Origin of the sequence: Nocardioides daejeonensis (assembly GCF_003194585.1) — a bacterium.
GTDB classification, from domain to species: domain Bacteria; phylum Actinomycetota; class Actinomycetes; order Propionibacteriales; family Nocardioidaceae; genus Nocardioides; species Nocardioides daejeonensis.
The window spans coordinates 397,844-423,284 of sequence record NZ_QHKZ01000004.1 but is presented as its reverse complement, the minus strand read 5'-3'; the positions used below and the strand labels follow the sequence as shown (position 1 = coordinate 423,284).

General features: G+C 70.7%; 20 protein-coding genes. 13 read left to right on the top strand and 7 right to left on the bottom strand.

The features are described from left to right. The first annotated feature begins 25 nt into the window (after window positions 1-25). From sigK to DNK54_RS13110, 6 genes are read left to right on the top strand one after another with little or no spacing between them, the layout of a single operon-like run. On the top strand, window positions 26-625 hold the full coding sequence (gene sigK, locus DNK54_RS13135; protein WP_110207533.1) for an ECF RNA polymerase sigma factor SigK: 600 nt from the start codon (window positions 26-28) through the stop codon (window positions 623-625). Next, window positions 622-1,383, top strand: coding sequence for an anti-sigma factor (locus tag DNK54_RS13130; protein WP_110207401.1), 762 nt, complete (start codon window positions 622-624; stop codon window positions 1,381-1,383). The genes sigK and DNK54_RS13130 overlap by 4 nt, the downstream gene beginning before the upstream one ends. Beyond that, on the top strand, window positions 1,380-3,392 hold the full coding sequence (locus tag DNK54_RS13125) for an FAD-dependent oxidoreductase (RefSeq protein WP_110207400.1): 2,013 nt from the start codon (window positions 1,380-1,382) through the stop codon (window positions 3,390-3,392). Before DNK54_RS13130 ends, DNK54_RS13125 begins: the two co-directional genes overlap by 4 nt. Beyond that, on the top strand, window positions 3,389-4,657 hold the full coding sequence (locus DNK54_RS13120; protein ID WP_239460078.1) for a class I SAM-dependent methyltransferase: 1,269 nt from the start codon (window positions 3,389-3,391) through the stop codon (window positions 4,655-4,657). Before DNK54_RS13125 ends, DNK54_RS13120 begins: the two co-directional genes overlap by 4 nt. Next, entirely contained in the window at window positions 4,654-5,913 is a 1,260-nt protein-coding gene (locus tag DNK54_RS13115) for an SAM-dependent methyltransferase (RefSeq protein ID WP_110207399.1), read from the top strand. Before DNK54_RS13120 ends, DNK54_RS13115 begins: the two co-directional genes overlap by 4 nt. Continuing rightward, window positions 5,907-6,707, top strand: a complete 801-nt coding sequence (locus tag DNK54_RS13110; protein WP_110207398.1) for a DUF1295 domain-containing protein — start codon at window positions 5,907-5,909, stop codon at window positions 6,705-6,707. Before DNK54_RS13115 ends, DNK54_RS13110 begins: the two co-directional genes overlap by 7 nt. Window positions 6,708-6,719: 12 nt before the next feature. Here the strand turns inward: DNK54_RS13110 and DNK54_RS13105 are convergent, their stop codons facing one another. Together DNK54_RS13105 and exaC are read right to left on the bottom strand one after the other, a co-directional pair. Next, entirely contained in the window at window positions 6,720-7,115 is a 396-nt protein-coding gene (locus DNK54_RS13105) for a DUF779 domain-containing protein (RefSeq protein WP_110207397.1), read from the bottom strand. Continuing rightward, window positions 7,115-8,638 carry an acetaldehyde dehydrogenase ExaC gene (gene exaC, locus DNK54_RS13100; protein WP_110207396.1) on the bottom strand — a complete coding sequence of 508 codons (1,524 nt, stop codon included), beginning with the start codon at window positions 8,636-8,638 and terminating at the stop codon, window positions 7,115-7,117. Before exaC ends, DNK54_RS13105 begins: the two co-directional genes overlap by 1 nt. A 284-nt stretch (window positions 8,639-8,922) precedes the next feature. On the opposite strand from exaC, the gene DNK54_RS13095 reads away from it, so the two are divergent. Continuing rightward, window positions 8,923-10,122, top strand: a complete 1,200-nt coding sequence (locus DNK54_RS13095; protein ID WP_239460077.1) for a GAF domain-containing protein — start codon at window positions 8,923-8,925, stop codon at window positions 10,120-10,122. 35 nt (window positions 10,123-10,157) lie between these two features. Further along, window positions 10,158-11,198, top strand: a complete 1,041-nt coding sequence (locus tag DNK54_RS13090) for a hypothetical protein (RefSeq protein ID WP_110207395.1) — start codon at window positions 10,158-10,160, stop codon at window positions 11,196-11,198. A 141-nt stretch (window positions 11,199-11,339) separates the two neighbouring features. Here DNK54_RS13090 and DNK54_RS13085 read toward each other — a convergent pair whose 3' ends face one another. Together DNK54_RS13085 and DNK54_RS13080 are read right to left on the bottom strand one after the other, a co-directional pair. Then, the gene (locus tag DNK54_RS13085) at window positions 11,340-12,911 is read right to left on the bottom strand and encodes an ABC transporter permease (RefSeq protein WP_110207394.1); all 1,572 of its coding nucleotides are present in this window, start codon (window positions 12,909-12,911) and stop codon (window positions 11,340-11,342) included. Then, the gene (locus tag DNK54_RS13080; RefSeq protein ID WP_110207393.1) at window positions 12,908-13,816 is read right to left on the bottom strand and encodes an ABC transporter ATP-binding protein; all 909 of its coding nucleotides are present in this window, start codon (window positions 13,814-13,816) and stop codon (window positions 12,908-12,910) included. Before DNK54_RS13080 ends, DNK54_RS13085 begins: the two co-directional genes overlap by 4 nt. Before the next feature lie 107 nt (window positions 13,817-13,923). Between DNK54_RS13080 and DNK54_RS13075 the strand changes: the two genes are divergently transcribed. The 5 genes from DNK54_RS13075 to DNK54_RS13055 all read left to right on the top strand — a co-directional run bounded on the left by DNK54_RS13075 (window position 13,924) and on the right by DNK54_RS13055 (window position 18,133). Then, complete coding sequence (locus DNK54_RS13075; protein WP_204164585.1) at window positions 13,924-15,153, top strand: cytochrome P450; 1,230 nt, start codon at window positions 13,924-13,926, stop codon at window positions 15,151-15,153. A 66-nt stretch (window positions 15,154-15,219) separates the two neighbouring features. Continuing rightward, window positions 15,220-15,492: a type II toxin-antitoxin system VapB family antitoxin gene (locus tag DNK54_RS13070; protein ID WP_110207391.1), complete on the top strand. Its 273-nt coding sequence runs from the start codon at window positions 15,220-15,222 to the stop codon at window positions 15,490-15,492. Further along, window positions 15,489-15,878 (top strand): type II toxin-antitoxin system VapC family toxin, encoded by a 390-nt coding sequence (locus tag DNK54_RS13065; protein ID WP_110207390.1) that lies wholly within the window; start codon window positions 15,489-15,491, stop codon window positions 15,876-15,878. Before DNK54_RS13070 ends, DNK54_RS13065 begins: the two co-directional genes overlap by 4 nt. Before the next feature lie 38 nt (window positions 15,879-15,916). Then, entirely contained in the window at window positions 15,917-16,966 is a 1,050-nt protein-coding gene (locus DNK54_RS13060; protein WP_204164584.1) for a patatin-like phospholipase family protein, read from the top strand. 63 nt (window positions 16,967-17,029) lie between these two features. After that, on the top strand, window positions 17,030-18,133 hold the full coding sequence (locus DNK54_RS13055) for an alcohol dehydrogenase catalytic domain-containing protein (RefSeq protein ID WP_110207389.1): 1,104 nt from the start codon (window positions 17,030-17,032) through the stop codon (window positions 18,131-18,133). Window positions 18,134-18,147: 14 nt separating this feature from the next. Here DNK54_RS13055 and DNK54_RS13050 read toward each other — a convergent pair whose 3' ends face one another. From DNK54_RS13050 to DNK54_RS13040, 3 genes are all read right to left on the bottom strand, one after another. Then, entirely contained in the window at window positions 18,148-19,269 is a 1,122-nt protein-coding gene (locus DNK54_RS13050; RefSeq protein ID WP_110207388.1) for a MalY/PatB family protein, read from the bottom strand. A gap of 87 nt (window positions 19,270-19,356) precedes the next feature. Beyond that, window positions 19,357-24,582, bottom strand: coding sequence for an Ig-like domain repeat protein (locus DNK54_RS13045; RefSeq protein ID WP_110207387.1), 5,226 nt, complete (start codon window positions 24,580-24,582; stop codon window positions 19,357-19,359). An 82-nt stretch (window positions 24,583-24,664) separates the two neighbouring features. Next, window positions 24,665-25,405 (bottom strand): hypothetical protein, encoded by a 741-nt coding sequence (locus DNK54_RS13040; RefSeq protein ID WP_110207386.1) that lies wholly within the window; start codon window positions 25,403-25,405, stop codon window positions 24,665-24,667. Window positions 25,406-25,441: the final 36 nt, after the last annotated feature.

Here is a 25,441-nt window from a genome sequence, read left to right as displayed (position 1 = left end):
ACCAGGAGTTGCAAGGATCGTGGACGTGAACCCGACGCACCCGGTGCCTTCCGGCGAATCGCCGCCGGAAGGCGCCGCGGGCGACCCGATCGCAGCGCTGCTGCGCCGCTCCGCCCGCGGAGACCAGGCCGCCTTCGCCGACTTGTACGACGCCACTGCGGCTCGCCTGCACGGTCTGGTGCTGCGCGTCGTACGCGATCCGGCCCAGGCCGACGAGGTGACGCAGGAGGCCTACCTCGAGATCTGGCGCACCGCGGCCCGCTTCGACTCCGGCCGTGGCAGCGCACTGGCCTGGCTGATGACCATCGGCCACCGCCGGGCCGTCGACCGTGTGCGGTCGGCCCAGGCAGCCACGCGGCGCGACAACGAGTACCTGCGCGACGAGCGCGAGGCCGGCCCGGACGTCACCGCCGAGGCCGCGTTGAGCGGCCTGGAGGCACGTCGCGTGCGCACCGCGCTGGAGGCGCTGACCGCCGTGCAGCGCGAAGCCATCGAACTCGCCTACTTCGGCGGCTACACCCACACCGAGGTGGCCGCCCTGCTCGACCTTCCGGTCGGCACCGCCAAGACCCGCATCCGAGACGGCCTGATCCGTCTCCGCGACACGATGGGAGTGGGACAGTGAACGACATCCACGCCCTCACCGGCGCCTATGCCGTGGACGCCCTCGACGCCGCCGAACGACTCGCTTTCGAGGAGCACCTCGCGACCTGCGCCGACTGCCGCACCGAGGTCTCCGAGCTGACCGAGGCCGCCGGCCTGCTGACCGAGCTGGTCGCCGTTGCGCCCGCACCCCGGTTGCGCAGCGCCGTACTCGCGGAGATCGACCGGGTCCGTCCCCTGCCGCCGCTGCCGAGCATCACGACCACGTCCGTCGCCTCGACGGAACGGGATGAGCCGGAGGAGAACGTCCTCCCGCTCCGCCGTCGCCCGGTGCGTGCCGCGCTCGTCGCCGCTGCGGCGGCAGCCGCCCTGATCGGTGGCGGGCTGGCGATCACCCAGCCCTGGCAGGACGAGGCCAGCCAGCAGTTGAGCGCCGCCGACCGGGTGCTGGCCGCCGCCGACGCCGAGGAGGTCACCCTCGACTTCCCCGACGGTGCCTCGGCCCGCCTGGTCCGCTCGGCCCGCGAAGGCCGCGCGGTGCTGGTCACCCACGCGATGCCGGCGGCACCGCGCGGGCGCGACTACCAGCTGTGGCTCCAGACACCCGACGGCAAGATGGTCGACGCCGGTCTGATGCCCGACCGTGCCGACCAGACGGTGCTGCTGACCGGGGACGCCTCACGCGCCACCGGTGCCGGGATCACCGTCGAGCCCGATGGTGGCTCGCCCCAGCCGACCACGGAGCCGATCGCCTTCTTCGACCTCTCGGAGGCTGGATGACCGGCGCGGTCCGACCCCGGGCGGGTGCTCCTCGCTCGGGGCCGGGCCGACCCCGGGTGGCGGTGATCGGCGCTGGGATCGCCGGCCTGGCTGCCGCCCACGAGCTCGAGCGTCAGGCCGACGTCACCCTCTTCGAGGCGGACGAGCGGGCCGGCGGGCACGCCGACACGCACCGCGTCGGCGACCTGATGATCGACACCGGGTTCATCGTGCACAACCGGCGCACCTATCCCCACCTGCTGCGTCTCTTCGCTGAGCTCGGCGTGGAGACACAGCCTTCGGAGATGTCCCTGTCGATGCGCTCGGACGCCGACGGCGTGGAGTGGGCGGGTGCGCTCGGGTGGCGCGGACTCTTCCCGGCGCGCGCCAACCTGACCCGGGCGGCGTACCTACGGATGCTGACCGAGATCCCGCGGTTCCATCGCCGTGCCAGGCGGCTGCTGGCCGCACCGGACGACGGCAGCGAGGAGACGCTTGCGGCGTTCCTCGACCGGGGCCGCTTCACGCCCTTCTTCCGCCGCCACTTCATGGCACCGTTGGTGGCCGCGGTCTGGTCGTGCGATCCGGAGCAGGCGCTGGAGTTCCCGGCGCGGTACCTCTTCGAGTTCCTCGCTCACCACGGCATGCTCGCGGTCTTCGGCTCGCCGCAGTGGCGCACCGTCAGCGGGGGCTCCCGGACGTACGTCGATGCGATCCTCGCGGGCCTGGCGGACGTCCGGCTCGGCACCAAGGTGACGGGCGTGCGCGAGACGGGCCCGTCGGTGGAGGTGACCGACGGCAATGGCAGCACCCACCTGTTCGACGCGGTCGTCGTCGCCGTGCACCCCGATCAGGCGTTGGGCATGCTGGCCGAGCCGACCCGCGACCAGCAGGAGATCCTCGGGGCGATCGACTACACGCCCAACACCGCACTCCTGCACACCGACACCTCGCTGATGCCGCGCTCCCGCGACGCCTGGGCGTCGTGGAACCACCTGGAGCGGCCCGGCCGCGGCGGTGTGACCATGACGTACGACCTCACTCGGCTGCAGCGGCTCGACACCGACGTGCACTACCTGGTCTCTCTCGGGGCGGAGGACCTCGTCGACCCCGACCGCGTGATCGCGACCCGGCAGTACGCACATCCGCTCTACACACCGGCCTCGGTCGCCGCTCGCGCCCGTCAGCGCGAGCTCGACACCGCGCGCGTCCACTTCGCCGGCGCCTGGCAGGGCTGGGGATTCCACGAGGACGGCGCTCGCTCCGGCGTGGAGGCGGCCCGCCGGATCCTCGCCCTTCCCGACCGCAGCAAAGCCATCGAACCGGTCGTGCACCGCACCACCGTGCGACACGTCCGGCGCCACCCCATGCGTCGCGAGTTCACACTCCGCTCCCACACCTGGGTCGTCGACCTCGACCGGCTCCCGGAGCCAGGGCGCCTCGGCCACCTCCAGGGCAGCTTCGAGGCGCGCGACCACCTGGGTGACCCGGAGTCGTCGATCCGCGACAACGTCGACCGGTTCCTGGCTCGGCACGGGGTGCAGCTCCACGGCGGTCGGGTGCTGATGGCCGCGCAGCCCCGCGCCTGGGGCTACTGCTTCAACCCGATCAGCGTCTTCTGGTGCTTCGACACCCACCACGAGCTGGCCGGGGTGATCGTGGAGGTGCACAACACCTACGGCGAACGACATGCCTACCTCGTCCACCCCGACGAGCGGGGCAACGCGTGGGTCGACAAGGCGATGTACGTCTCGCCCTTCCACGGCACCGATGGCCGCTACCTGGTGCACGTGCCTGTGCCGGGCCGCACGCTGGACGTCGCGGTCGCTCTGCACACCGACGACGGAGCGCTCTTCTCCGCCTCACTCACCGGCAGCCGTACGCCGGGTGGCCGCGGTGACCTGGTGCGTGCGGCTCCGGCCGCCCTGCGCGGTTCGCTGCTGATCCGCTTGCACGGCATCTCCCTGTGGCTGCGCCGCCTCCCGGTGCGCCCGCGACCCCACCACCGACCCCAGGAGGGCGTCCAGTGACCGTCGATATCCAGGCCCCTCAGCCCCTCTCCGCCGGAGGATGCCCGGACCCGGGAAGGTGGCCGGACCTGGCCACGGTGCCGGGTGGACCCCGCGCCGCCATCGCTGCCCCGGTCGCCGCCCGCCTGGTGCGGCGGGCCTGCCGACGGCTGGGCGTCAACCTGGTGGAGGGTGCCGGGGCGGCAGCGTCGGCCGCGCCCACCCTGGAGCTCCACCGACCCGAGGAGTTCTATGCCCGTTTGGGTCGCGACGGCCTGATCGGCTTCGGCGAGGCCTGGCAGACCGGGGCCTGGGACTCCCCTGACCCCGGGCTGCTGCTCACCACTCTCTGCCACGAGATCGACACCTTGGTGCCGGGCTGGATGCAGCGGCTGCGGCACGCCTGGGTGGCTCGCCCGCCGAGCGGCCAGCGCAACGAGGTGCGCAACACCCGCGCCAATATCAGCGCCCATTACGACCTCTCCAACGAGATGTTCGCGCTCTTCTTGGATCCGAGCCTCAGCTACTCCTCGGCGCTCTTCTCCGACGGCCGGTACGACGAGGAGCTGCTGAGCGCCCAGCACCGCAAGATCGACCGCATCCTGGACCGCGCGGGGGTCGGTCCGGGAGTGCGGGTGCTGGAGATCGGCACCGGCTGGGGCGAGCTTGCTCTCCGCGCCGCCGCACGGGGCGCGGAGGTGGTCTCGGTGACGCTCTCGGCCGAGCAACGCGAGTTGGCTCAGCAGCGGGTGGCACGTGCCGGGCTCTCGGAGCGAGTGCGCATCGACCTGGCCGACTACCGCGAGGTCGAGGGCAGCTTCGATGCCGTCGTCTCGGTCGAGATGGTCGAGGCGGTCGGCCACGAGTACTGGGCGACCTACTTCGCCACGATCGACCGGCTGCTGGCTCCGGGAGGTCGTGCCGTCGTCCAGGCGATCACGATGCCGCACCCCCGGATGCTGGCGACCCGGCGCACCTGGACCTGGATCAACAAGTACATCTTCCCGGGCGGCTTCCTGCCCTCGGTGGAGGCGATCGACGCCGTGACCCGGGAGGCGACGACGCTGCGGATCGTGGACGACCTCGCCTTCGGCGCCGACTACGCCGAGACCCTGCGCCGATGGGAGTCGACCTTCCTGGCGCGCAGCGACGAGGTGCTCGCCCTCGGCTTCGACCAGACCTTCCTACGGACGTGGCAGTTCTATCTGGCCTACTCGCGCGCCGGCTTCGCCTCGCGCTACCTCGACGTGCATCAGCTGACCTTCGCTCGGGAGGAGCAACCGTGACCATCGCCGACGAGCTTGCCGACGGGCTGCGGCCCTTCGTCGGCGGCGACCTGCCCGTACGCCTGCGTGCCTGGGACGGCTCGGAGGCCGGCCCCGTCCAGGCACCACTGGTCGAGGTGCACTCGCCGGCGGCGCTGCGGAGGCTGGTGTGGGCGCCGGGCGAGCTCGGCGCCGCCCAGGCCTTCGTGACCGGCGAGCTCGAGGTGCACGGAGACCTGGACGAGGCCCTCACCCACGTCTGGTCGGAGGCGGAGCGGCGCGGGCTCTCCGGCGTACGTCTCGGACCGCGCAGCATCGCCCGGGCAGTGCGCACCGCTCGCCGGGTCGGCGCGCTGGGCTCCCGCCCGGCGGCACCACCCACCCAAGCGCGGGTGCGGGGCGGTCTGCACTCCCCGCTGCGCGACCGCACCGTGATCAGCCACCACTACGACGCCTCCAACGAGTTCTACGCCGCCATCCTCGACGAGACGATGGCCTACTCCTCGGCCTACTGGAGCGAGGACCCCGCACAGACCCTTGCCGAGGCGCAGCGGGCCAAGCTGTCGCTGGTCTGCCGCAAGCTGGGCCTGCGACCCGGCATGCGGCTGCTCGACGTCGGGTGTGGATGGGGCTCGCTGAGCCTGCATGCCGCCGAGCAGTTCGGCGCCGAGGTCGTCGGGGTGACGATCTCGGAGGAGCAGAAGGCGTTCATCGATGCTCGCGTCGCCGAGCGCGGGTTGGGCGACCGCGTCGAGGTGCGGCTCCAGGACTACCGCGACGTGCCGGAGCAGGAGGCGTTCGACGCGGTGGCGAGCATCGAGATGGGCGAGCACGTGGGTGCCGGCAACTACCCGACGTACGCCGGCATCCTGCGGCGCGCGGTCCGGCCCGGCGGACGGGTGCTGGTGCAGCAGATGTCGCGCCGCAGCGGGCACCACCCCGGCGGAGGACCGTTCATCGAGTCCTTCATCGCTCCCGACATGCACATGCGCCCCGTCGGCGAGACCGTCGCCCTGATCGAGGAGGCTGGGCTGGAGGTGCGGGACGTGCACGCGCTGCGCGAGCACTACGTGCGCACCGTCGCCGCGTGGCGGCACAACTTCGACCGCCGGCGCGACGAGCTGGTCGGCCTGGTCGGCGCGGAGCTCGTCCGGGTGTGGGAGCTCTACCTCGTCGGCGGCGCCATGGCGTTTCGCGACGGACGGATGGGCGTCGACCAGCTCCTCGCCGTCCGCCCCGGCGCCCCGCACACACTGCCGGAGGAACGGGCATGGTGACCGATCTGCTGCTCGTCTCCGGCGGCGCCCTCGTAGCCGCGGCTGCGCTGATGGGCGCCGGTGTCGTGGTCGCTGCCCGCACCGGTCGGTTCACCGTCGTCGACACCCTGTGGGGCCTGGGCTTCGTAGCGGTCGCCTGGGTGGCCGCGGCGATCGGCGACGGCGACCCGGCCCGGCGGCTGCTGCTGGCCGTGCTGGTCAGCGCGTGGGGGCTGCGGCTGGCCTGGCACATGCACCGGCGCAACGCCGGCACCGAGGACGCGCGCTACGAGGAGTACCTGGAGGGAGCCGGCTTCTGGAAGCGGGTCCGCAAGGTCTTCGTGACGCAGGGAGTCGCGCTGTGGTTCGTCTCCCTGCCGGTCCAGGCGTCGGCGGTCGCGGGCGCCGGGTGGTGGCCCGTGGCTGCCCTCGGCGTGGCGCTCTGGCTGGTCGGCGTGCTGTTCGAGGCCGTAGGTGATCGCCAGCTGGCCCGCTTCAAGGCCGACCCCGCCAACAAGGGCGTCATCATGGACCGGGGCCTGTGGGCGTGGACCCGGCATCCGAACTACTTCGGCGATGCCTGCGTGTGGTGGGGGATCTGGATCATCGCCGCCTCCGCCTGGCCCAGTGTGCTCACCCTGCTCTCCCCCATCGCGATGACCTGGTTCCTGGTCTACGCCACCGGAGCCCGTCGCCTCGAACGCCACATGGCCGACCGCCCGGGCTGGGCGGAGTACGCCGCCCGCACCTCCTTCTTCCTCCCCCGCCCTCCCCGTCGAAGCCCCACACGTCGGGGCGCCGCCCGTCAGGGCTGAGACGCCCGCCCCTCAGCCGTCACCCGACGACGCGGACTCCAAGGCGGCGTACTCCTCGTCGGTGAAGACCCGGGAGCGGACCAGGAACCGCAGGCCCTCGGGCGCCTCGAGGGAGAACCCCGCGCCGCGTCCCTTCACCACGTCGATCGTCAGGTGGGTGTGCTTCCAGTACGCGAACTGGGCAGCCGACATCCACACCTCGACCGGCTCCGGCACCCCCGCATCGACCGTACCGAGCAGGACGTCGGAGGCTCCCGTCCGGAACTCACCGACCGGGTAGCACATCGGCGCGCTCCCGTCGCAGCATCCGCCGGACTGGTGGAACATCACCGGGCCGTGCTGGTCGACCAGGCGGCGGATCAGCTCCGCCGCCTGGCCGGTCAGGGCGACCCTTTCGGGTCCCCCCATCAGAAGAAGCCCAGCTTGTCCGGGCTGTAGGAGACCAGGAGGTTCTTGGTCTGCTGGTAGTGGTCGAGCATCATCTTGTGGTTCTCTCGGCCGATACCCGACTGCTTGTAGCCGCCGAACGCCGCGTGCGCTGGGTACGCGTGGTAGCAGTTGGTCCAGACCCGGCCGGCCTGGATCCCCTTGCCCATCCGGAAGGCGCGGCTTCCGTCGCGGGTCCACAAACCGGCACCGAGGCCGTAGAGGGTGTCGTTGGCGGTCTGGAGCGCGTCCGCCTCGTCGCTGAAGGAGGTCAGCGACACCACCGGCCCGAAGATCTCCTCCTGGAAGATCCTCATGGCGTTGTTCCCCTCGAAGACGGTCGGCTGCACGTAGTAGCCCTCAGCGAGGTCGCCTTCGAGCACGTTGCGCTCACCGCCGGTGAGCACCTTCGCGCCTTCCTGCTTGCCGATCTCGAGATAGGAGAGGATCTTCTCGAGCTGGTCGTTGGACGCCTGGGCGCCCATCATCGTGGAGACATCGAGCGGGTTGCCCTGCTTGATCGCCTCGACCCGCGCGATGGCGTCCGGCACGAAGTCGGCATACATCGACTGCTGCACCAGGGCGCGCGACGGACAGGTGCACACCTCGCCCTGGTTGAGCGCGAACATCGTGAAACCCTCGAGTGCCTTGTCGTAGAAGGCGTCGCGCGAGGTCGCGACGTCGTCGAAGAAGATGTTGGGGCTCTTGCCTCCGAGCTCCAGGGTGACCGGGATGATGTTCTCCGAGGCGTACTGCATGATCAGCCGGCCGGTCGTGGTCTCACCGGTGAAGGCGATCTTGCGGATCCGCGGCGAGGAGGCGAGCGGCTTGCCCGCCTCGACACCGAAGCCGTTGACCACGTTGAGGACGCCGGCCGGCAGCAGGTCGCCGACGAGCTCGACGAGCTTGAGGATCGACCAGGGGGTCTGCTCGGCGGGCTTGAGCACGACGCAGTTGCCTGCCGCGAGAGCCGGAGCCAACTTCCACACCGCCATCAGGATCGGGAAGTTCCAGGGGATGATCTGACCGACCACTCCGAGCGGCTCGTGGAAGTGGTAGGCGACGGTGTTCTCGTCGATCTCCGAGATCCCGCCCTCCTGGCCACGCAGGGCGCCGGCGAAGTAGCGGAAGTGGTCGATCGCCAGCGGGAGGTCGGCGTTGAGGGTCTCGCGGACCGCCTTGCCGTTGTCCCAGGTCTCGATGACGGCGAGGTCGTCGAGGTGGCGCTCCATCCGGTCGGCGATCTTGAGCAGGATGTTCGAGCGGTCCGTGGTCGACGTCCGTCCCCACGCGTCCGCAGCGGCCCAGGCCGCGTCGACCGCCGCCTCGATGTCCTCGGCGGTGCCGCGCGCGATCTCGGTGAACGGCTTGCCGTTGACCGGCGAGATGTTCTCGAAGTACTGGCCCTTGATCGGGTCGACCCACTGGCCGCCGATGAAGTGCCCGTAGCGGCTCTCGACCTTGATCGTCGACTCCGACGTGCCCGGGGCTGGGTAGGTGGTCATGTCTCTCCTCGCTGGGATGGCTGAAAGGCTGGGGTGACGCAGGACACAGCACGCTAGGGAGCGCGAGGTTGCGGGCACGTTGCGCCGAGTTGGTCGCCTGTCCGGCTGCAACCCGGTGCAACGTGGTTGCAACATCGGCGCTGCCACCATCGGTAGATCCCCTGCCGTCACCCGCCCGCGGGCCGAGGAGGAGCTGTGACCACACCCGCCGACACCCCGCACGCCGGCTCGCCGACTCGTGGTGGGCTCTAGTGCGTACGGCGATGATCGAGTTCACTGGGGACGTGACCACCGGGAGCATGCGTGCCCAGGTCGCCGACTCCTGGCATCGGTCGGCGGCCGCCGGCGTGAGCGCCGACTCAGCCGGTGCTCCCATCACCCTCGACCCTGACGTGCTGCGTGACCACCGGGAGGCGCACCAGCTGGCCCCGGTCTTTCCGTTGCTCGATGACGTGCTCGGGCAGGCGGCACTCGATTGTGACGCAGTCATGGCGGTCTGCGATGCGAGCGCGCAGCTCCTGTGGGTCTGCGGGCGCCCCGACGTTCTGCGGCGCGCCGAGCAGATCGGCTTCGTGGAGGGCGCGAACTGGGACGAGCGGGTCGCGGGCACCAACGCCCCCGGCATGGCCATCACGCTCGGACGGCCGGTCTCGGTGGTGGGCTCGGAGCACTTCCGCCACGCGGTGCGGGCCTGGAGCTGCGCCGCCTCACCGATCCACGACCCGCTGACCGGTGAGCTGCTGGGTGTCCTGGACATCACCGGCGGCGACCAGATGGGCACGCCCCAGACGCTCGCGATGGTGCGGGCCGCGGCACGGATGGCCGAGTCGGAGCTGGCGCGCATTCGGCTCCACTCGTTCGCGCCGGCCCGGCAGCCGGCCCGCGGCGTCGGGGTCGCGCTGGAGGCGATGGGACGCCAGCAGGTGCTCGTCCGGATCACCGGGACCAACGGCAAGACGACCACCTTGATGCTGAGTCCGCGGCACAGCGAGATCGCCCTGCTGTTGGCCAGCGCACCGCTCGGGTTGAGCGGTGACGAGCTCGGCGTGCTCCTCTATGAGACCGAGAGTCAGTCCTCCACCTTGCGCGTCGAGCTGAACAGGATGCGCAACCTGCTCGGGGACGACCTCCTCGGCTCACGGCCCTACCGGCTCCTGGCCGAGGTGTCGACCGACTGGCACGCCGTCGAGGCACACCTGGCAGCGGGCGCCCTCACCCATGCGCTCCGCGGCTTCCGCGGCCCGCTGCTGCCGAGGTCGACGGCCCCCGGCGTGGTCCGGATGCGCGAGCAGCTGGATGCGAGCCTGCGCGCCGCCGTGCTCCGCTCCGGCTCCGCCGACCTGATGTCCACGTGGACCCGCTCGGCATGGGGCGCCGACGACTACGAGATGTGGGTGGCCCAACGAGACGCCGTCGCCCCTAGCTCACCGCTGCTGTCGATGATCAACGGGCAACTCGCTCGGCTCGACCGGGAGCTCGCCTGAGGGTAGGAACCGGACGAGCTGGGTAGACCCCACTCGTGAACACCCGCACAGCCCTTGTCGCAACCGCACTGCTGCTCATGCTCGGCGGCTGCTCCGACTCCTCGGCCGAGGACGACCGGAGCACGTCGGCGCGCACCCCGTCTGCCCAGGTCGACGACGAGTCGTTCCGGCACGAGGCGATGAGGGCCTGCACCCAGGTGGTCAACTCCGCACTCGGCACGGCCGGGGACCCGGGCATCGACATCGTGACGGCGAGAGCACGGGAGGAAGAGCCCAGCGCAGAGCAGCTGCAGGAATGGCGCGCGGCCTACGACGATCGCCTCGCCCACCTGAACCGCATGCATGACGCCCTCACGGCCGTGAGCTCCGAGGACGCCGCCGAGCAGGCCGCCTGGGACCAGGTGGTCGCCTCGGGTGACTCCGACCTCGCACTCGCCGAGGAGCGGCGCGACCTGCTCGCCACCGGCGACTGGGCCACGATCAAGGAGGAGTTCCTCCACACCCGCGAGACGACGCGGAGTACGCCGACACCCGGCAGCCCTGACGGCTCCGACGAGGCTCCGGACGACCTCGAGGAGGCGCTCACCGCGTTGGAGCTGGGCAGGAGCGACTGCGTGAACGCCTACTCGCTCGCTCCGATCGCCGAGGGATCGGCGGAGTTCGTGAGCGAGGTGAGCCATCTCTGCGTCGAGGTCGGCATCCGCCGCGACGAGGCACACCTCGCGACCGCGACCGGGACCGTCCTCAGTGCCTTGGAGAAGTCGCTGAAGGGCGCGGAGCTCGCCGGCGAGCTCGCCGGTCTCGAGCCGGCACTGGAGTCCCTGGTCGCCGAGTGGGAGTCGACCGTGCGAGACCTGGAGTCGGTAGCTGCGGCGCCTCCCGACGACGAGGCATGGGACGACGTGCTGGCAGCCGCGCGGGAACGCGTCACGGTCTTCACCCGTCGGCTCGAAGCGGTGCGGTCGGGAGACCTCGAACGCGTCGCCACCAGCCTGCGGCCCGACTGGAAGCATCCGGCCGTGGACTTCGAGGCTGCCGGCGTGAATCGACCGGTCTGCCTGAACGCAACCGGTTGAGATCCGCGGGGCCGACGCCGGGGCGGGCCTGGTCATCACATCCCGGGAAGTGCTGGTTGACCAGCATCGTTGACCGACGACAACGCGGTCCAGCCGCCCGTGGGGCCGCGCGCAGCAGGCCACGGCGTCTGCCACCACGGCCTAGTGGACGTCGCGGCGAGCGAACGCCGCCTGGGCGCTCCACCAGAGAAGCGCGACCAGGGCCAGGAGCACCAGCACCGGACGCCACGCGAACTCCTCGGCCGGGACCAGCGCCAGGTGTGTGTAGGGCGAGAGGTCGCTGAGCCAGTCGGGGAACCGGAGGGGTCGGGCAAAGAGCATCACGACCGTGCTGAAACCCAGCCCCAGCCACGCCCACGGCGCCCAGCGGGCGTTGAGGGCATAGAGCAGTCGGGCGAATCCGACCCAGACCAGCGTGCCTGCGCACAGCGACAGCGAGCCGGCCAGGAACGGGCCGAGGCGATCCCAGTCTCCGGTTGCGCCGGCGTACCCGGCAGCCATGCCGAGAGCCGAGCCGACGGCGATCACGAACACGCCGATCACAGTCACGACGCCGTGCGCGGCAAACCAGTGACCGCGGGGCAGGGCGGTTGCCAGGAGCCCCTCCACTCGTCCGGCCTCCTCCTCGCTGCGGGGCCGGAGAGCGGAGGAGATCGCGAAGCCGCACGCCAGCAGCGAGAGCATCAGCAGGGCGTTGGCGAAGAAGCCGTCCACCAGGGCCGCGCCGGCTACCTCGAGGATCTCCTTGGTCACCTCGGAGCCTCCGATCAGGTCCGCCGCACTGTCACCGATCGAGCCGTAGGCCAACCCGAAGAGGAAGAGGCCGATCGTCCAGCCGAGTACCGACCCGCGATGCAGTCGCCAGGCAAGTCCCCACGGTCGCAGCAGTCCGGCCGAAGCCCGCGCCGGCCCGGGCCGGGCCGCGAACAACCCGCTGCCGACGTCGCGGCGCTCGAAGAGCAGGTACGACGCCACGACCGCCAGCACCGCGGCCGCGGCCAGGAGCAGCGCCGGGCCGAAGTCGTCACCGGAGTAGGCATGCATGGCCTGACCCCAGCCGATCGGGGAGAGCCAGGAGAGCACGCCGTTGCCGACGTCGCCGATCGCACGCAACACATAGGCGACGGCGAGGATCGCGCCGGCGATGCCGTACATGCCGCGGGTGCTCTGGGTGAGCTGCGCCGCGACCAGCGCGGTGCCTGCGAAGACCGCGCCGGTGAGGCCTACTTGGAGCGCGCTCGCCAGGGAGCCCTGCGCGGGCAGGCCATAGCCCAGCAGGCTGCCGCCGACACCGAGAGCGACCACCGCGTTGGCGATCAGAGCCGTGACGAGGGCTGCGGTCTGCGGAGCCCAGCGACCGAGAGCGGTGGAGCGCAGCAGCTCGTCGCGCCCCGACTCCTCCTCGGCGCGGGTGTGGCGACCGATGAGGAACATGCTCATCAGCCCAGCGCAGACGGCACCGAACGCCGACGCCTGCCAGGTGACCTGACCTCCGACCGTGTTGAGCGCACGCGGTGGTCCCGCCATGGCGATGAAGGCGGCGTTCTTCTCCATCAACGCCGCTGCGGCGTCGAACTCGTGCTGGCTCTGATAGACGCCCTCGATGCTGATCGCCTGCGACCAGTAGAGGAGCGTGATACCGGCGGTCCAAGCGAGGATCATCCACTTGTCGCGCGCCAGGAAGAGCCTCAGCAGCGCAGCGAAGCCCGTCACGAGGCGGACCGGTCTGCCGCGACGTCGTCTCCGTAGTGCCGCAGGAAGAGCTCTTCAAGCGTGGGTGGCTGCGAGGTGAGCGACCGAATCCCGAAGCCGTGCAAGGCGCCGACAGCGGCGTCGAGCCGGTCGGTGTCGACCTCGAAGACGGCACGCTGACCCTCCACCACGAGATCGTGTACGCCGTCGAGACGGTCGAGCCCCGTCGGAGACTGCGCCAGCTCGACACTGATGGAGGTGCGGGTCAGGTGGCGCAGGTCGGCGAGGCTGCCGGACTCCACCGCGACACCGTTGCGGATGATCGTGACCCGGTCGCAGAGCCGTTCGACCTCGGCGAGGATGTGGCTGGAGAGCAGCACGCTGTGACCGTGCGACCGGAACTCGTCGACCGCAGCCTGGAAGGTCGCCTCCTTGATCGGGTCGAGCCCGCTGGTCGGCTCGTCGAGGATCAGCAGGTCGACGTGGGAGGAGAGCGCGGCGACCAGCGCCACCTTCTGTCGATTGCCCTTCGAGTAGGAGCGACCCTTCTTGGTGGGATCGAGCTCGAACCGCTCCATGAGCTCCTTGCGGCGCTGCTCGTCGAGGCCACCGCGCAGCCGGCCGAGCAGGTCGATGACCTCGCCGCCGGTGAGGTTGGGCCAGAGATTGACGTCGCCAGGCACGTAGGCGAGCCGGCGGTGCAGCTCGGCGGCGTCCTTCCACGGGTCCCCACCGAGGAGGCGCACCGAGCCGGCGTCGGCACGGAGCAGGCCGAGGAGCACCCTGATCGCGGTCGACTTGCCGGCGCCGTTGGGGCCGAGGAAGCCGTGCACCTCGCCCTGCGCCACCTGGAGGTCGAGACCGTCGAGCGCCCGGAGCGATCCGAACTTCTTGACCAGGCCGGAGATCGCGATGACGTCGTCCATACGGTCACGCTACCGCCGCGCCCGGGCGCGCGGGCGCCGGTGAACCCGCAGGGCCGGTGCCCCGGTCGACCCTTTTCATGGAACCCTCAAGGAGGTTGGATGGGGGCGTGACCACCACCGTCGCCTACGAGCCGTTCGACCTCGCCTTCCGTGCCGACCCCTATCCGACGTACGCGCGGCTCCGCGACGAGTCACCCGTCCACCGGGTGCCGGAGCGCGCGGGGGTGCCGGAGTTCTGGGCACTCACCCGGTTCGCCGACGTCTGGGAGGCGGTGCGTACGCCGGCGACGTTCTCCTCGGCGCAGGGCCTCACCTTCTATCCCGACGAGATCGGGCAGCTCGGGATCCCGCCGACCATCGTGATGCTGGACCCGCCGACGCAGACCGCCCTGCGGAGCCTGATCGGTCGCGCCTTCACGCCCCGTCGGATCGCCGATCTCGAGGGCAAGATCCGCACCTTCGTGCGCAGCCGGATCGCGCTGATGACCGAGCGGGCCGCAGCTGGGGAGACGGTCGACCTCCACCAGCTGCTCTCCTCACCGTTGCCGGTATTCGTGCTGGCCGACCTGCTCGGCGTGCCCGAGTCCGACCGGGCCGCGTTCGCGCCGTGGGTCGCGGCGATCACCCGCGTACAGAACGACGGATTCGCGGTCAGCGACGAGCCCGGTGGACTGCAGGCGATGGCGGAGATGATGGGCTACTTCACCGAGGCGATCGCGCACCGGCGCGGCTGCACGCACGACGACCTGCTCGGCGCCCTGGTCGCCGCCGAACTGGACGGCCAGCGGCTCAGCGACTGGGACATCCTCGGCTTCTGCTTCGTGATGGTCGCCGGGGGCAGCGACACCACGGCGAGCCTGGTCTCCCACGGGATCACGCTGCTGACCGAGGCGCCCGCACAACGCGAGCTGCTGCTGGCCGACCCCGGCCTGATCCCCGGCGCGGTGCTGGAGTTCCTGCGCCTGGAGTCGTCGGTGCAGGCGCTCGCGCGCACCACCACGCGCGAGGTCACGATCGCCGGCGTCACCATCCCGGCCGACCGGAAGGTGATGATGGTCTACGGCTCCGCCAACCGCGACCCCCGCGAGTACGGCGACACCGCGGACCTCCTCGACGTACGCCGCCGCCCCGATCGCCATCTCGCGTTCAGCAGCGGTCCGCACTTCTGCATCGGCAGCCACGCCGCGAGGCTGCAGGCGCAGATCGCGTTCGAAGAACTGCTCGCCGCCCATCCGAGGATCACTGCCGACCCGGCGGCCGGCGTGCGGCACGACTCGATGTTCGTGCGGGGTTGGGTGAGCCTTCCGGCAGGCGATCTGAGCGATCTGAGCGTCTGACGCTGCTCGAAGGCGAGGGGTAGAGTTGATGGCGAAGGATTTTTCTACCCAGGGTAGGAGGCAGCTATGTCCCTCAACATCAAGAACGAGCGCGTGCACCGGTTGGCTCGCGAAGCGGCTCAGTTGAGCGGCAAGACCCAGACCGGCGCCATCGAGGCCGCGCTGGAGGAGTATCTCGCGAAACACGGCTCCGACCCTGCCGAGGCCGACCGGGCGCGGCGTCTCGATCTCATCCACAGAATCTCCTTGTCCTGGAACCCGAGCGACGATTCCGCGACCGTCGATCGGATCCGCAGCCAAGAGGACCTTTACGACCCGGCGACCGGCCTTCCTCGATGATCGTCGACACCTCGGTGTTGATCGCGATCCTCCAGAACGAGGAGGAAGCCACCGAGTTCGCCGAACTGCTCGTCGCGGAACCGAGCCGGATCTCCGCCGCGAACTGGCTCGAGGCCGCGATGGTCGCCGAGGGCTCCGGCGACCCCGACGCCGCGCGCAACCTCGACCTTCTGGTCGAGACTGCCGGCATCGTGATCGAGCCGGTCTCGGTGCGTCAGGCCCGGGCGGCTCGCACGGCCTTCCGCCGCTATGGACGCGGCTCCGGGTCACCGGCTCGCCTCAACCTCGGCGACTGCTTCGCCTACGCGCTCGCCGTCGACAGCGGCGAGCCGCTGCTCTTCAAAGGTGATGACTTCGTCCACACCGACGTGCTGCGGGCGCGCTGAGCCGGCGGCTACCGGCTCAGCGTAACTAGGCTGGAGCCATGGGGAAACGCGTCGCACTGGCTCTGGGATCCGGCGGCGCTCGGGGGTTCGCTCACATCGGCGTGGTCCGGGCGTTGACCGAGCGGGACTGCGAGATCGTGGCCATCTCTGGTACGTCGATGGGTGCGCTCGTCGGCGGCCTCACCGCGGCCGGGCGGATCGAGGAGTTCGCCGAATGGGCGGTGTCGCTGCGGCAGCGTGACGTGCTCCGGATGGCGACGGCGAAGCTCACCGGCCCCGGCGTGGCGACCGCCGACCGGCTGCTCGACCGGCTCGACCCGATCCTGACCGACGTGCTCATCGAAGACCTGCCCATCCCCTTCACGGCGGTGGCGACCGACCTCGCGGCCCGCCGCGAGGTGTGGTTCCAGCACGGTCCGTTGCGGGCCGCCGTACGCGCGTCGATCGCGATCCCCGGCCTCTTCACCCCGGTGATGCTCAACGGCCGGCTGCTGGTCGACGGCGGCCTCACCAACCCGGTGCCGATCGACCCGATGGCCTCCGTGCCAGCCGACCTGACGGTCGCGGTCTCCCTGACTGGGCCACGTGTGGAAGACGAGGGCAAGAGCCGCGAGTCCGTCGTACCGAGTCGAGAGTCCGCAGCCCCGCAGCGTTTCGAGGAATGGCGAGGGCGACTGCGCCGGACGCTGGCCGGCTTCACCAGCCGCGAGGAGCACGGCGATGAGGTGCTCGGGCAGGATGACGTCGAGGAGCCATCAGCCGAGGGCACCCCGACCGAGGACGCAGGACAGACAGCCGAGCCGGTCGAAGTCGAGGCCGATGAGCCGCAGGAGGTCGCGCCGGAGCGTACGTCGTGGGGCACCGACGTGCTCCCGGCCGAGCTCAAGCTGCTCGACGTCACCGCTCAGGCGTTCGAGGCGATGCAAGGTGTCGTCGGCCGCTACCGGATGGCCGCCATGCCTGCCGACGTGCTGATCACCGCGCCGGTCAACGCCTGTCGGTCCATGGACTTCCACCACGCCGAGCGGATGATCGACCTCGGCTACCGGCTCGCCACCGACGCGCTCGACGAGGCGGGCGTGGTCTAACGCGGTGGTTGAGCCCGCCCGCCGGTGGTTGGATGGAAACCCGGTCAAGCAGAGGAGTTCGTGATGCAGATCCAGGGTGCGGTGCTGAACCGGATCGGCGATCCGAGCCCGTTCGCGCGGAGTCGGCCGCTCACGATCGACACCCTCGAGCTCGGCGAGCCTGGGCCGACCGAGCTGCGGGTGCGGATCGAGGCCGCGGGGCTGTGCCACTCCGACCTCTCCGTGTTGAACGGCGACCGGCCCCGACCGGTGCCGATGCTGCTCGGCCACGAGGCCGCCGGCATCGTCGAGCAGGTCGGTGCCGACGCGACCGACGTGCGCGTCGGTCAGCGTGTGGTGATGACCTTCCTTCCTCGCTGTGAGCAGTGCGAGGCGTGTGCGCGCGGCGGGATCACGCCCTGCACCCCGGGCAGCGCGGCCAACGGCATCGGCGAGCTGATCGGCGGCGGCACCCGACTGACCCGCGGCGGCGAGCGGGTGCTGCATCACCTCGGCGTCTCCGGCTTCGCGACCCACGCCGTCGTCGACCGCCGCTCGGTGGTGCCGGTGGGCGATGACGTACCGGGGGAGGTCGCGGCGCTCCTCGGCTGCGCGGTGCTGACCGGAGGTGGCGCGGTGCTCAACGCGGGCCGTCCGCAGCCGGGCGAGACCGTGGTCGTCGTCGGGCTCGGCGGCGTCGGCATGGCCGCGGTGCTCACCGCGCTGTCGGTGCCCGACGTCACCGTGGTCGCGGTCGATCCGGTCGCCTCGAAGCTCGGCCTCGCCACGGACCTGGGCGCCCACCGCGCGCTCACCCCCGACCAGGCGCAGGCCGAAGGCATCAAGGGGCGGGTCGTCATCGAGGCGGCGGGGAGCGCCCGCGCACTGGAAGGCGCGATCGGCCTCACCGGCGCCGGCGGCACCACCGTCACCGTCGGGCTCCCCCACCCCGATGCCCGCATCAGCGTCTCGCCGCTGGGCTTCGTCGCCGAGGGCCGCTCCCTGGTCGGCAGCTACCTCGGTTCGGCCGTGCCGGCCCGCGACATCCCCGGCTTCGAGCAACTGTGGCGCGAGGGCCGGCTCCCGGTCGAGCGACTGGTCTCCGACCGTATCGCCCTCGACGACGTCAACGAGGCGATGGACCACCTCGCCTCGGGCACCGCACTGCGCCAAGTCATCACGTTCTGAGCCGTGACGCCGGATCAGAGCGAGGCGGCCATGCGGCGTACGGCCTCGGCCAGCACCTCGGGCGAGGTGGCGTGGTTGAACCGGGCCCACTGGCGGCCGCGCTCGGGGTCGTAGCGCCAGCCGTCGGCCAGCGCGACCCGGCCCCGCTCGAGGAAGGTGGCGGTCGGGTCCGCCAGCCCCAGATCGGTGCAGTCCAGCCACGAGAGGTACGTCGCCTCTGCCGGCGCTATCCGCACCTGCGGGAGTGCTTCACTCAAGAGAGCCTGCAGGAGGCGCCGGTTGTCGGCGAGCTCGCCGTGCACCTGCTCGAGCCAGTCCTCGCCCTCGACGTAGGCGGCGGTCTGGGCGATCACGGCCAGGTGATTGGCGCCGTGGGTGACCACCTCGTGCATCTCGTCGAGCACCCGGCATTCGGGACCGGCAACGGTGAGCGCCGACTTCAACCCGGCCAGGTTCCACGCCTTCGACGCCGAGACCACCGCAAGACCGCGCGTCGCCTCGGGCACTTGGAGGTACGGGGTGAACGTGACCCCGGGATGGGTCAGCGGTGCATGGATCTCGTCGCTGATCACCTGCACGTCGTACCGGTCCGCCAACCGCGCGAGCATCGCCAGCTCTGCGGGCGTGTGCACGGTGCCGGTGGGATTCTGCGGGTTGCACAGCAGATAGGCGGCGCCTGCCCCGGCGTCGGCGAAGGCGCCTTCCAACGCGTCCGGGTCCAGACGGTGGGCACTGTCGAGCGGAGCCAGGACCGCGCGTTTGCGCACCGACTCGACGAACCCGAAGAAGCTCTCGTAGCACGGCGGGCTGACCACGACTGCGTCACCGGGGAGCAGGTGCAGGATCTCAGCGATGCCGCCCATCACGTCAGGGACCAGGCCCAGGGTCTTGGGCTCGACGGCCCAGCCCCAGCGCCGTGCCGCGAAGTCGGCGAAAGCCTCCTGGAAGGGCGGCGCCCAGCCGTAGCCGGTGTCCCCGTTGCTGATCGCCCGCGTCACCGCCTCGACGACGGGCGCGCACGGCTGGGCGTCCATCTCGGCGACCCAGACCGGCAGCACGTCGGGCTCGAAGAGCCGCCACTTCACGCTGCTGCGCGTGGCACGCAGGTGGGCGAGGTCGTCACCGAGGATCCGCATGGGCCCATCATGGCCCGCCCGTCCACAACGTCCTGCCCTCCGGCGGCCCGAGCAGCCGGAGGGCAGGACATCTGAGAGGCGCAGAGGTCAGCGACGCTTCACGATCTTCACCGTGACCTTGCCGCTGGTCGCGCGCACGTGCGCGTCACCCAGGTAGCGCACGGTCCAGGTGCGTTTGCCGACCCGGCCCTTCGCGAGCACCTTCAGCGTCACCTTGCCCGAGAGGTTGAGCGTGCCGCGCGCGACGACCTTGCCGTTGCGCACGATCTGGACCGGGCCCGTCGGCGTGGCGCCCTTCGCCTTGACCTGCACCGCGATCTTGAAGGCCTTCTTCTTGACCACCTTCTTCTTCGACGGCTTGGCCGAGACCTTGCCGGCGACCGCCGAGGGCGGCTCCGGCTCCGAGGCCTCGGTGACGAGCAGGTCGACCGTCGTGCTGACGGCGTCGACCTGGTCGTTGCCACTGAAGTCGACCGTGAGGGTGTGTACGCCGGCCGCGAGGTCGGCGGGCAGCCCGACGGTGGCGACATCGTCGGTGAGGGTCGCCTTGCCGAGCTCACGGTCTCCCTTGCTGACCGTGACCGTGCCGTCGGTGGGCAGCCCCGCCGCATCGACACGCACCGACACCTTCGCCGGCGTGCCCTGCTCGACGGTGGGCGCCTCCGCGGTGAGCAGGGCCCCGCCGCGCTCGACCGTCAGGGTCGTCGTACCCGTCGCGTCCTGAGCAACCTCGCTGCCGGTGAACTCGAGGCTGAGCGCGTGGTCGCCGGGCTGCAGCCCAGCCGCGATCTCCACTTCGGCGATGCCTCCGGTGACCGGAGCCCGACCGACGAGACCGCCCTCGGACCGGACCCGCACCTCACCGTCGTTGACGGTCATCCCCGGCGCTGCGACCGCTACCTTCACGACGGCCTCCTGGCCGTAGGCGACCCGCACCGGGTCGGCAGTGACCGTCGCTGCCGACTGTCCGGTCCGCAGCACGGCCGGCTCGGAGGTCGCCACGCCGCCGTCCGGCGTCGCGGAGGTGACCAGCCAGCCGTACGACGTGCCTGGCGTCAGGCCTGCCCACACGACCTCGGCTCGCTCGCCAGCCTGCACGGTCTGCTCGCCGATCGTCTCGGTCGGCAGGTAGACCGCCAGCGAATCGGTCTGGAAGGAGGTCTTGCGGGTGCTCAGGTCGATCGGCAGCACCATGTTGTCCTCAGCACCGTTGTAACGGGGCTTGGTCTGGCCGCCGGCGGGCCGGATGTCGTACTCGGTGGCCCCGAACTCCTTGAAGTACGGCGAGTAGGTGTCGACGCTGACCGTCGACTCCTCCACGTCGAACTGCAGCATCCGCATGAAGCTGGCGCCGAACTGCAGACGCTCCGTGGCCACATGGTCGATCCGGCCGTCACCGTTGAGGTCGATGTTGCCGTCACCGTCCACCTTGTCGGGGAAGAGCTGCCCGGCCGGCACCGTGTAGAACTGGTAGTCCGCCAGGAGCTCCACCACGTTGTGGTGCACGCTCACGCCGCCCGCCACGTTGGCACGCACGTTCGTGCCGACGCCATGCTCGTGACCGGCCAGCACCAGGAACACGTTGGCGTTCTTCTCCACCACGTTCTTGTAGAGGAAGGCACCGTCGGGCGCCGAGAAGCCGGCGCCACGTGCATCCGGAGCCGTCGACGGCTTCAGGTAGTCGTGGCTGAGCAGGATCCCGTTGCGGTCCTTGTAGCGCTTGAAGATCGAGTCCGCCCAGGCGACCTCCTCCTTCGTGACGCCGTAGGAGAGGCCGACCGCGACGAAGTCGAGGCCACCGGCCGAGAACAGCACGTAGTTGTTCTGGCTGTCCCGTCCCGGCCGGGTCACGCTTCCGTCAGGAGCCGTCTCCTCGTCCCAGGTGTGGAAGGAGGCGCCGGCCGGCCAGTTCTGCGCGGCCGCGTAGTAGCGATCGGCGCTGAAGGTCTTGCTGAAGCGCGACTCCGGGCCGGTCTCGTTGCCCAGCTGGTTGTCGTGGTTGCCGGCGATCACCTGGTTGACCAGGGGCGCCTCGTCCATGACCCGGTGGAACTGGGAGGTGACGTCGAACTCGCGCTCGACCTGCTCCGCGAGGCCGGGTCGGAGCAGGTTGCCGCTGCCGTCGACCGCGTCCGGGTTGTAGTAGTCGTTCTCGATCACGTCACCGGTGTGGGCGTTGTAGACGATCTTGCGGTCCTCGGCGTTGTCCGCGATCCACTGCGTCGTGGCGTTGTAGGCCGCTGCCCAGATCGCCTGCTCGTCGGCCTGCATGACGTCCGACTCCTCAGCCACGCCGTCCCAGTCGTCGTAGGTGCCGCCGGCGGCACCCTCCGCAAGGTACTGGGTGTCGGTGAAGTGCGAGAACGCGAAGTCGTAGTCGGCCGGGTCCTCGAAGGAGTCCTTGTCGTCCTTGGCCGAGGCGTCGCGCGGCGACAGGTCGTCGGCGAAGGGGTCCTCACCGACGACCATCACGTGCACCACGCCTTTGTCGAGGTACGCCGCCCGGACCGGTGCGCTCAGCACCGTCGCCGCCGTCTCGGAGCCACGCCCGGAGGTGAGCACCTCCCACGTCTCCGAGCGCAGGTTCCAGACCCGCAGCGACGCCGTACGGGTCGGGTCGATGACGCCCTCCCAACGGAGCACCGGCTTCTCGTCGGCCTCGCCGATCTCGATGTCGTAGCGCTGGAAGACGACGCCCTTGGCGGAGGCGGTGTCGATGGTGCGCTGGTCGAACGGCTGCAGCGACCTGAGCTTCGTGACCGGGTCGCCAGCGACGTCGAGCTGGGTCGGGACCGAATCGGCCTTGCCCTGGTAGCCCTGCGTGGGCAGCAGGATGTCGGCCCGGGTGAAGGTCGTCTTGAGGTCGACGCCGGACTCGCCGTTGACGAGGCTGGAGAGCACCGCCTGGTCGCCGTCGGGAGTCGACGTGAGGTCGGTCGGCACCTCGGGAATGCTGGCCGAGCTGAACTCCACGGTGCGGGTCGCCCGGTTGCCCAGGGAGTCGACCGTGTCGAGCTTCAGGGTGTGCTGGCCGGCGGGGAGCCCGTGGCCGATCTGCGCGCCGTTCTCGATCGGCTCGCCGTCGAGCGTGATCGACGTCGAGGCGACGCCGGAGGCGTCCTGCATCTGCACGGCGAGTACCACGGTGGAGGTGATCCGCTGCCCCGCAGCAGGCACGCTGGACTCGACCACCGGTGCAGTGTTGTCGACGGTGAAGCGGCGGGTCGCGACCTTGTCGTCACCGTTGGCGGTGACCGTGGCCGCGACGGTGTGCGCACCGTCCGACAGTGTGGTGCTGTCGACGTCGGCCCGGACACCGGAGGCGGGCAGCGACGTACCACCCGCGGCCGTCAGATCGAAGCGGAGCTCGGCGTGGAGGGTGTTGTTGTGGCTGGAGCCGCAGGTGCCGTCACCGAAGTAGAGCGTGATCGGGTCCCCCGGCTGGTAGCTGGAGCTCCCGATGGTGACCGTGGTGCCGGCGACGAACCTGGTCAGCGGAGTGACCTCGCCCTCGACGGGCTCGAGCTCCACGTTGCTGATCAGGAAGTCGTCGTAGTTGTCGCAGCTGCCGTTGGCGGCGCCGTTGTTGTGGCCCGCGACGATCTCGATGACGTTGACACCGGGCACGAGGTACTCGTTGGGGAAGGCGAGGTCGGCGACCTGCTGCTTCCAGACACCGAACTCGACCGGGATCCCGTTGACGAGCACCTGGTTGCCGTAGCCGGGGTCGGTGCCGTTGCCGCCCACACGCATCCGCAGGTGGGCGTCGCCCGAGGCTGCGGTCTCGATGGTACGGGTCGTCTCGGCACCGGCGATGTCGAAGGCGAAGAGGGCGTCGACCATGTTGGTCGCCGGGTCGCCACAGCTGCCGTCACCCAGGTTGTACGTCGTGCGCCCGCCCACGGTGCCTGTCTTCACGACGCCGCTGCTGGTGACGTCGTCGACGGCCGTCACCGTGCCGGTCGAGGTGGTGAGCAGCACCGAGTCCGCGAACACCTTGAAGTCGTCACGGTTGGCGCAGCTCGCGGTGCCGTTGTAGTCGCCGGTGACGACGGCGATCTCGTTGCGCCCGGCCACCAGGTAGCGGTTGGGCACCCTGATCGAGATGGCCTCGTCGCCCGCGACGCCGTAGTCGCCGCCGATGCTGATCGGGCGCCCGTTGACCAGCAGCTGGTTGTGGTAGCGCGCCTCGATCGAGTTGCCGGCGGCGACCGTGAAGCTGAAGGTGGAGCTGCCAGCGGCGAGCGTCTCCGCGTTCCGCGCCGGCTCGCCGTCGATGGTCAGCGAGGAGACCACGCCGGAGGTGCCGGCCGGCAGGGCCGCTGTCAGCGGCTGCGGCCCGTGCACCACGGTGCCGTCGGCCGGGCGCAGCCGCGCGGCACCGGCAGGTGCGTTGTTGACCTCGAAGCCGGCCTGCTTGGTGTGGCCGGACGCGGTCCGGGCGACCAGGGTGTACCCGCCGTTGGTCAAGGTGCGCGTGTCCAGGTCTACGGCGAGCCCGCGGGTCAGGCCGGGCTCGGCGGTGGCCAGGAAGGTGAGCTCGACGGTGTCGATACCGGTGCCACCGTCACCGCAGATGCCGTCGGAGAGGGTGTAGCTGAAGTTGTTGTGCTCGCCGTCGACGACGACGCCGAGCGTGCTGACGCTCAGGCTGGAGACGTTGAAGTCGTCCTTGTTGACACACCAGAATCCCTCACCGTTGGGGTTCTGGTTCCAGTTCGCCTCCGGCACCTTCGGCCGGTCGCTCTTCTTCCCGTAGTAGGCGGGAGCGCCGTCGGCGTGGATCGTGACGGTGTTGTCACCCTCGACCAGCCACTCGGTCGGGAACGCCAGCGTGCCGAGCTCGCCGCCGGGGATGGTCGGGAAGTAGACCCGCTTGCCCTTCTCCGCGTCGGGCTCGCCGTGGCCGTTGACGGTGATGTAGTTCCCGAAGACCGCCTCCGTACCGTTGCCGCCCATGTCGAAGTCGAGGTACGACGTCCCCTTGGTGGCGCGGGCTCCGTCGCCGGCGGTGAAGGTCGAGACCACGTCGCCCTGCGCGTTGCGGAGGGTGAGGGCCTCCACGGAGTCACCCTCGAAGGTCGGATCGGCGCTGAGCGTGACCTCGCCTTCCAGGGTCTCCCCGCCGGTGAGGCTGAGGGTGGGGTCCCCACCCTGCTCGCCGTCGGCGGGCAGCCCGCCGACGGCATCGGGAGCGGCAGCTCCCGGGGCGGCACCGATGGGTGCCGTGAAGGCCCCGCTGAGGAGCAGGGCGGCGATCGAGGAGCCGATGACCAGGGCTGGTCGTCGGCGCCTCAGAAGGGCGTGCGACATCTCTCTCCTTGTAGGTCGAACTGCTGCGTCAAGACGGTCCCGGTCGGACCGGAACCTCGCCCGTCACCGGGGAGACGGGAGATCAACTGCCCGCACGGCGAGCCCTCCGGCGCCAGACGGCCAGGCCGCCCACTGCGGCGCCGCCGACCAGGGCGCCGAGCCGCCAGACGGACGTCCGCTCGGCGTCGCCGAGTCCACCGGTCTCGGCGGCTGCTCCCGGCCGCAATGTCCAGGTGTGGCGCGGGTTCTCGTTGCTGTAGACGGCCCGTTGACCGTCGGGGCCGCTGGCCATGGTGCGGTACTGGGGATGCAGGTCGACGAGCATCGCTCCCGCGACCGTCGGCTCGGTGGCGACGCCGGGGCAGTCGAAGAGCAGCGTGAGCCCTCGGGTGGCGAGCTCGCTCGCCTCGTGCAGGCGACCGGTGCACACGCCGTCTGCCGTGCTGACGGTGATGGTGCGCAGCAGATAGTCGGCGAACTCCGGACTCGCCGCCAGCGTGGTCGCGTCGGCCTCCTCGAAGAAGACGGCGCCATCCACCATGACCCGGTCCTCGGGCAGCAGCCCCAACGCGATGCCGAGCAGAGTGAGGTCGTCGGTGCCACCCACCCGCCAGCGCACCCGGACGACGGCGTCCTCCCCTGGCTCCAGATCGACGGCCATCTGCTGGGGGGCTCCGAAGGGATGCGCCGCAGCGGGGTGCCCGCCGTGCAGGAGCACGGCGCAGACCACCAGCACCACGAGGGTGGCGGCGCGGCGGAGCAGGGTCAAGGGAGGCACAGCGACCTGACGTCGAAGGGTCACGACGCCCGACGCGGACGTCACGCACCCGACCTTGTAGAGCCCCCGTTACTCCGCAGG

Coding starts and splice junctions, on each gene's coding strand:
- exaC (WP_110207396.1), bottom strand. CDS start 8,638: ATGACCACCTACCCAGCCCCGGGCACGTCGGAGTCGACGATCAAGGTC.
- DNK54_RS13070 (WP_110207391.1), top strand. CDS start 15,220: ATGTCCCTCAACATCAAGAACGAGCGCGTGCACCGGTTGGCTCGCGAA.
- DNK54_RS13125 (WP_110207400.1), top strand. CDS start 1,380: ATGACCGGCGCGGTCCGACCCCGGGCGGGTGCTCCTCGCTCGGGGCCG.
- DNK54_RS13060 (WP_204164584.1), top strand. CDS start 15,917: ATGGGGAAACGCGTCGCACTGGCTCTGGGATCCGGCGGCGCTCGGGGG.
- DNK54_RS13050 (WP_110207388.1), bottom strand. CDS start 19,269: ATGCGGATCCTCGGTGACGACCTCGCCCACCTGCGTGCCACGCGCAGC.
- DNK54_RS13045 (WP_110207387.1), bottom strand. CDS start 24,582: ATGTCGCACGCCCTTCTGAGGCGCCGACGACCAGCCCTGGTCATCGGC.
- DNK54_RS13055 (WP_110207389.1), top strand. CDS start 17,030: ATGCAGATCCAGGGTGCGGTGCTGAACCGGATCGGCGATCCGAGCCCG.
- DNK54_RS13110 (WP_110207398.1), top strand. CDS start 5,907: ATGGTGACCGATCTGCTGCTCGTCTCCGGCGGCGCCCTCGTAGCCGCG.
- DNK54_RS13065 (WP_110207390.1), top strand. CDS start 15,489: ATGATCGTCGACACCTCGGTGTTGATCGCGATCCTCCAGAACGAGGAG.
- DNK54_RS13105 (WP_110207397.1), bottom strand. CDS start 7,115: ATGGGGGGACCCGAAAGGGTCGCCCTGACCGGCCAGGCGGCGGAGCTG.
- DNK54_RS13080 (WP_110207393.1), bottom strand. CDS start 13,816: ATGGACGACGTCATCGCGATCTCCGGCCTGGTCAAGAAGTTCGGATCG.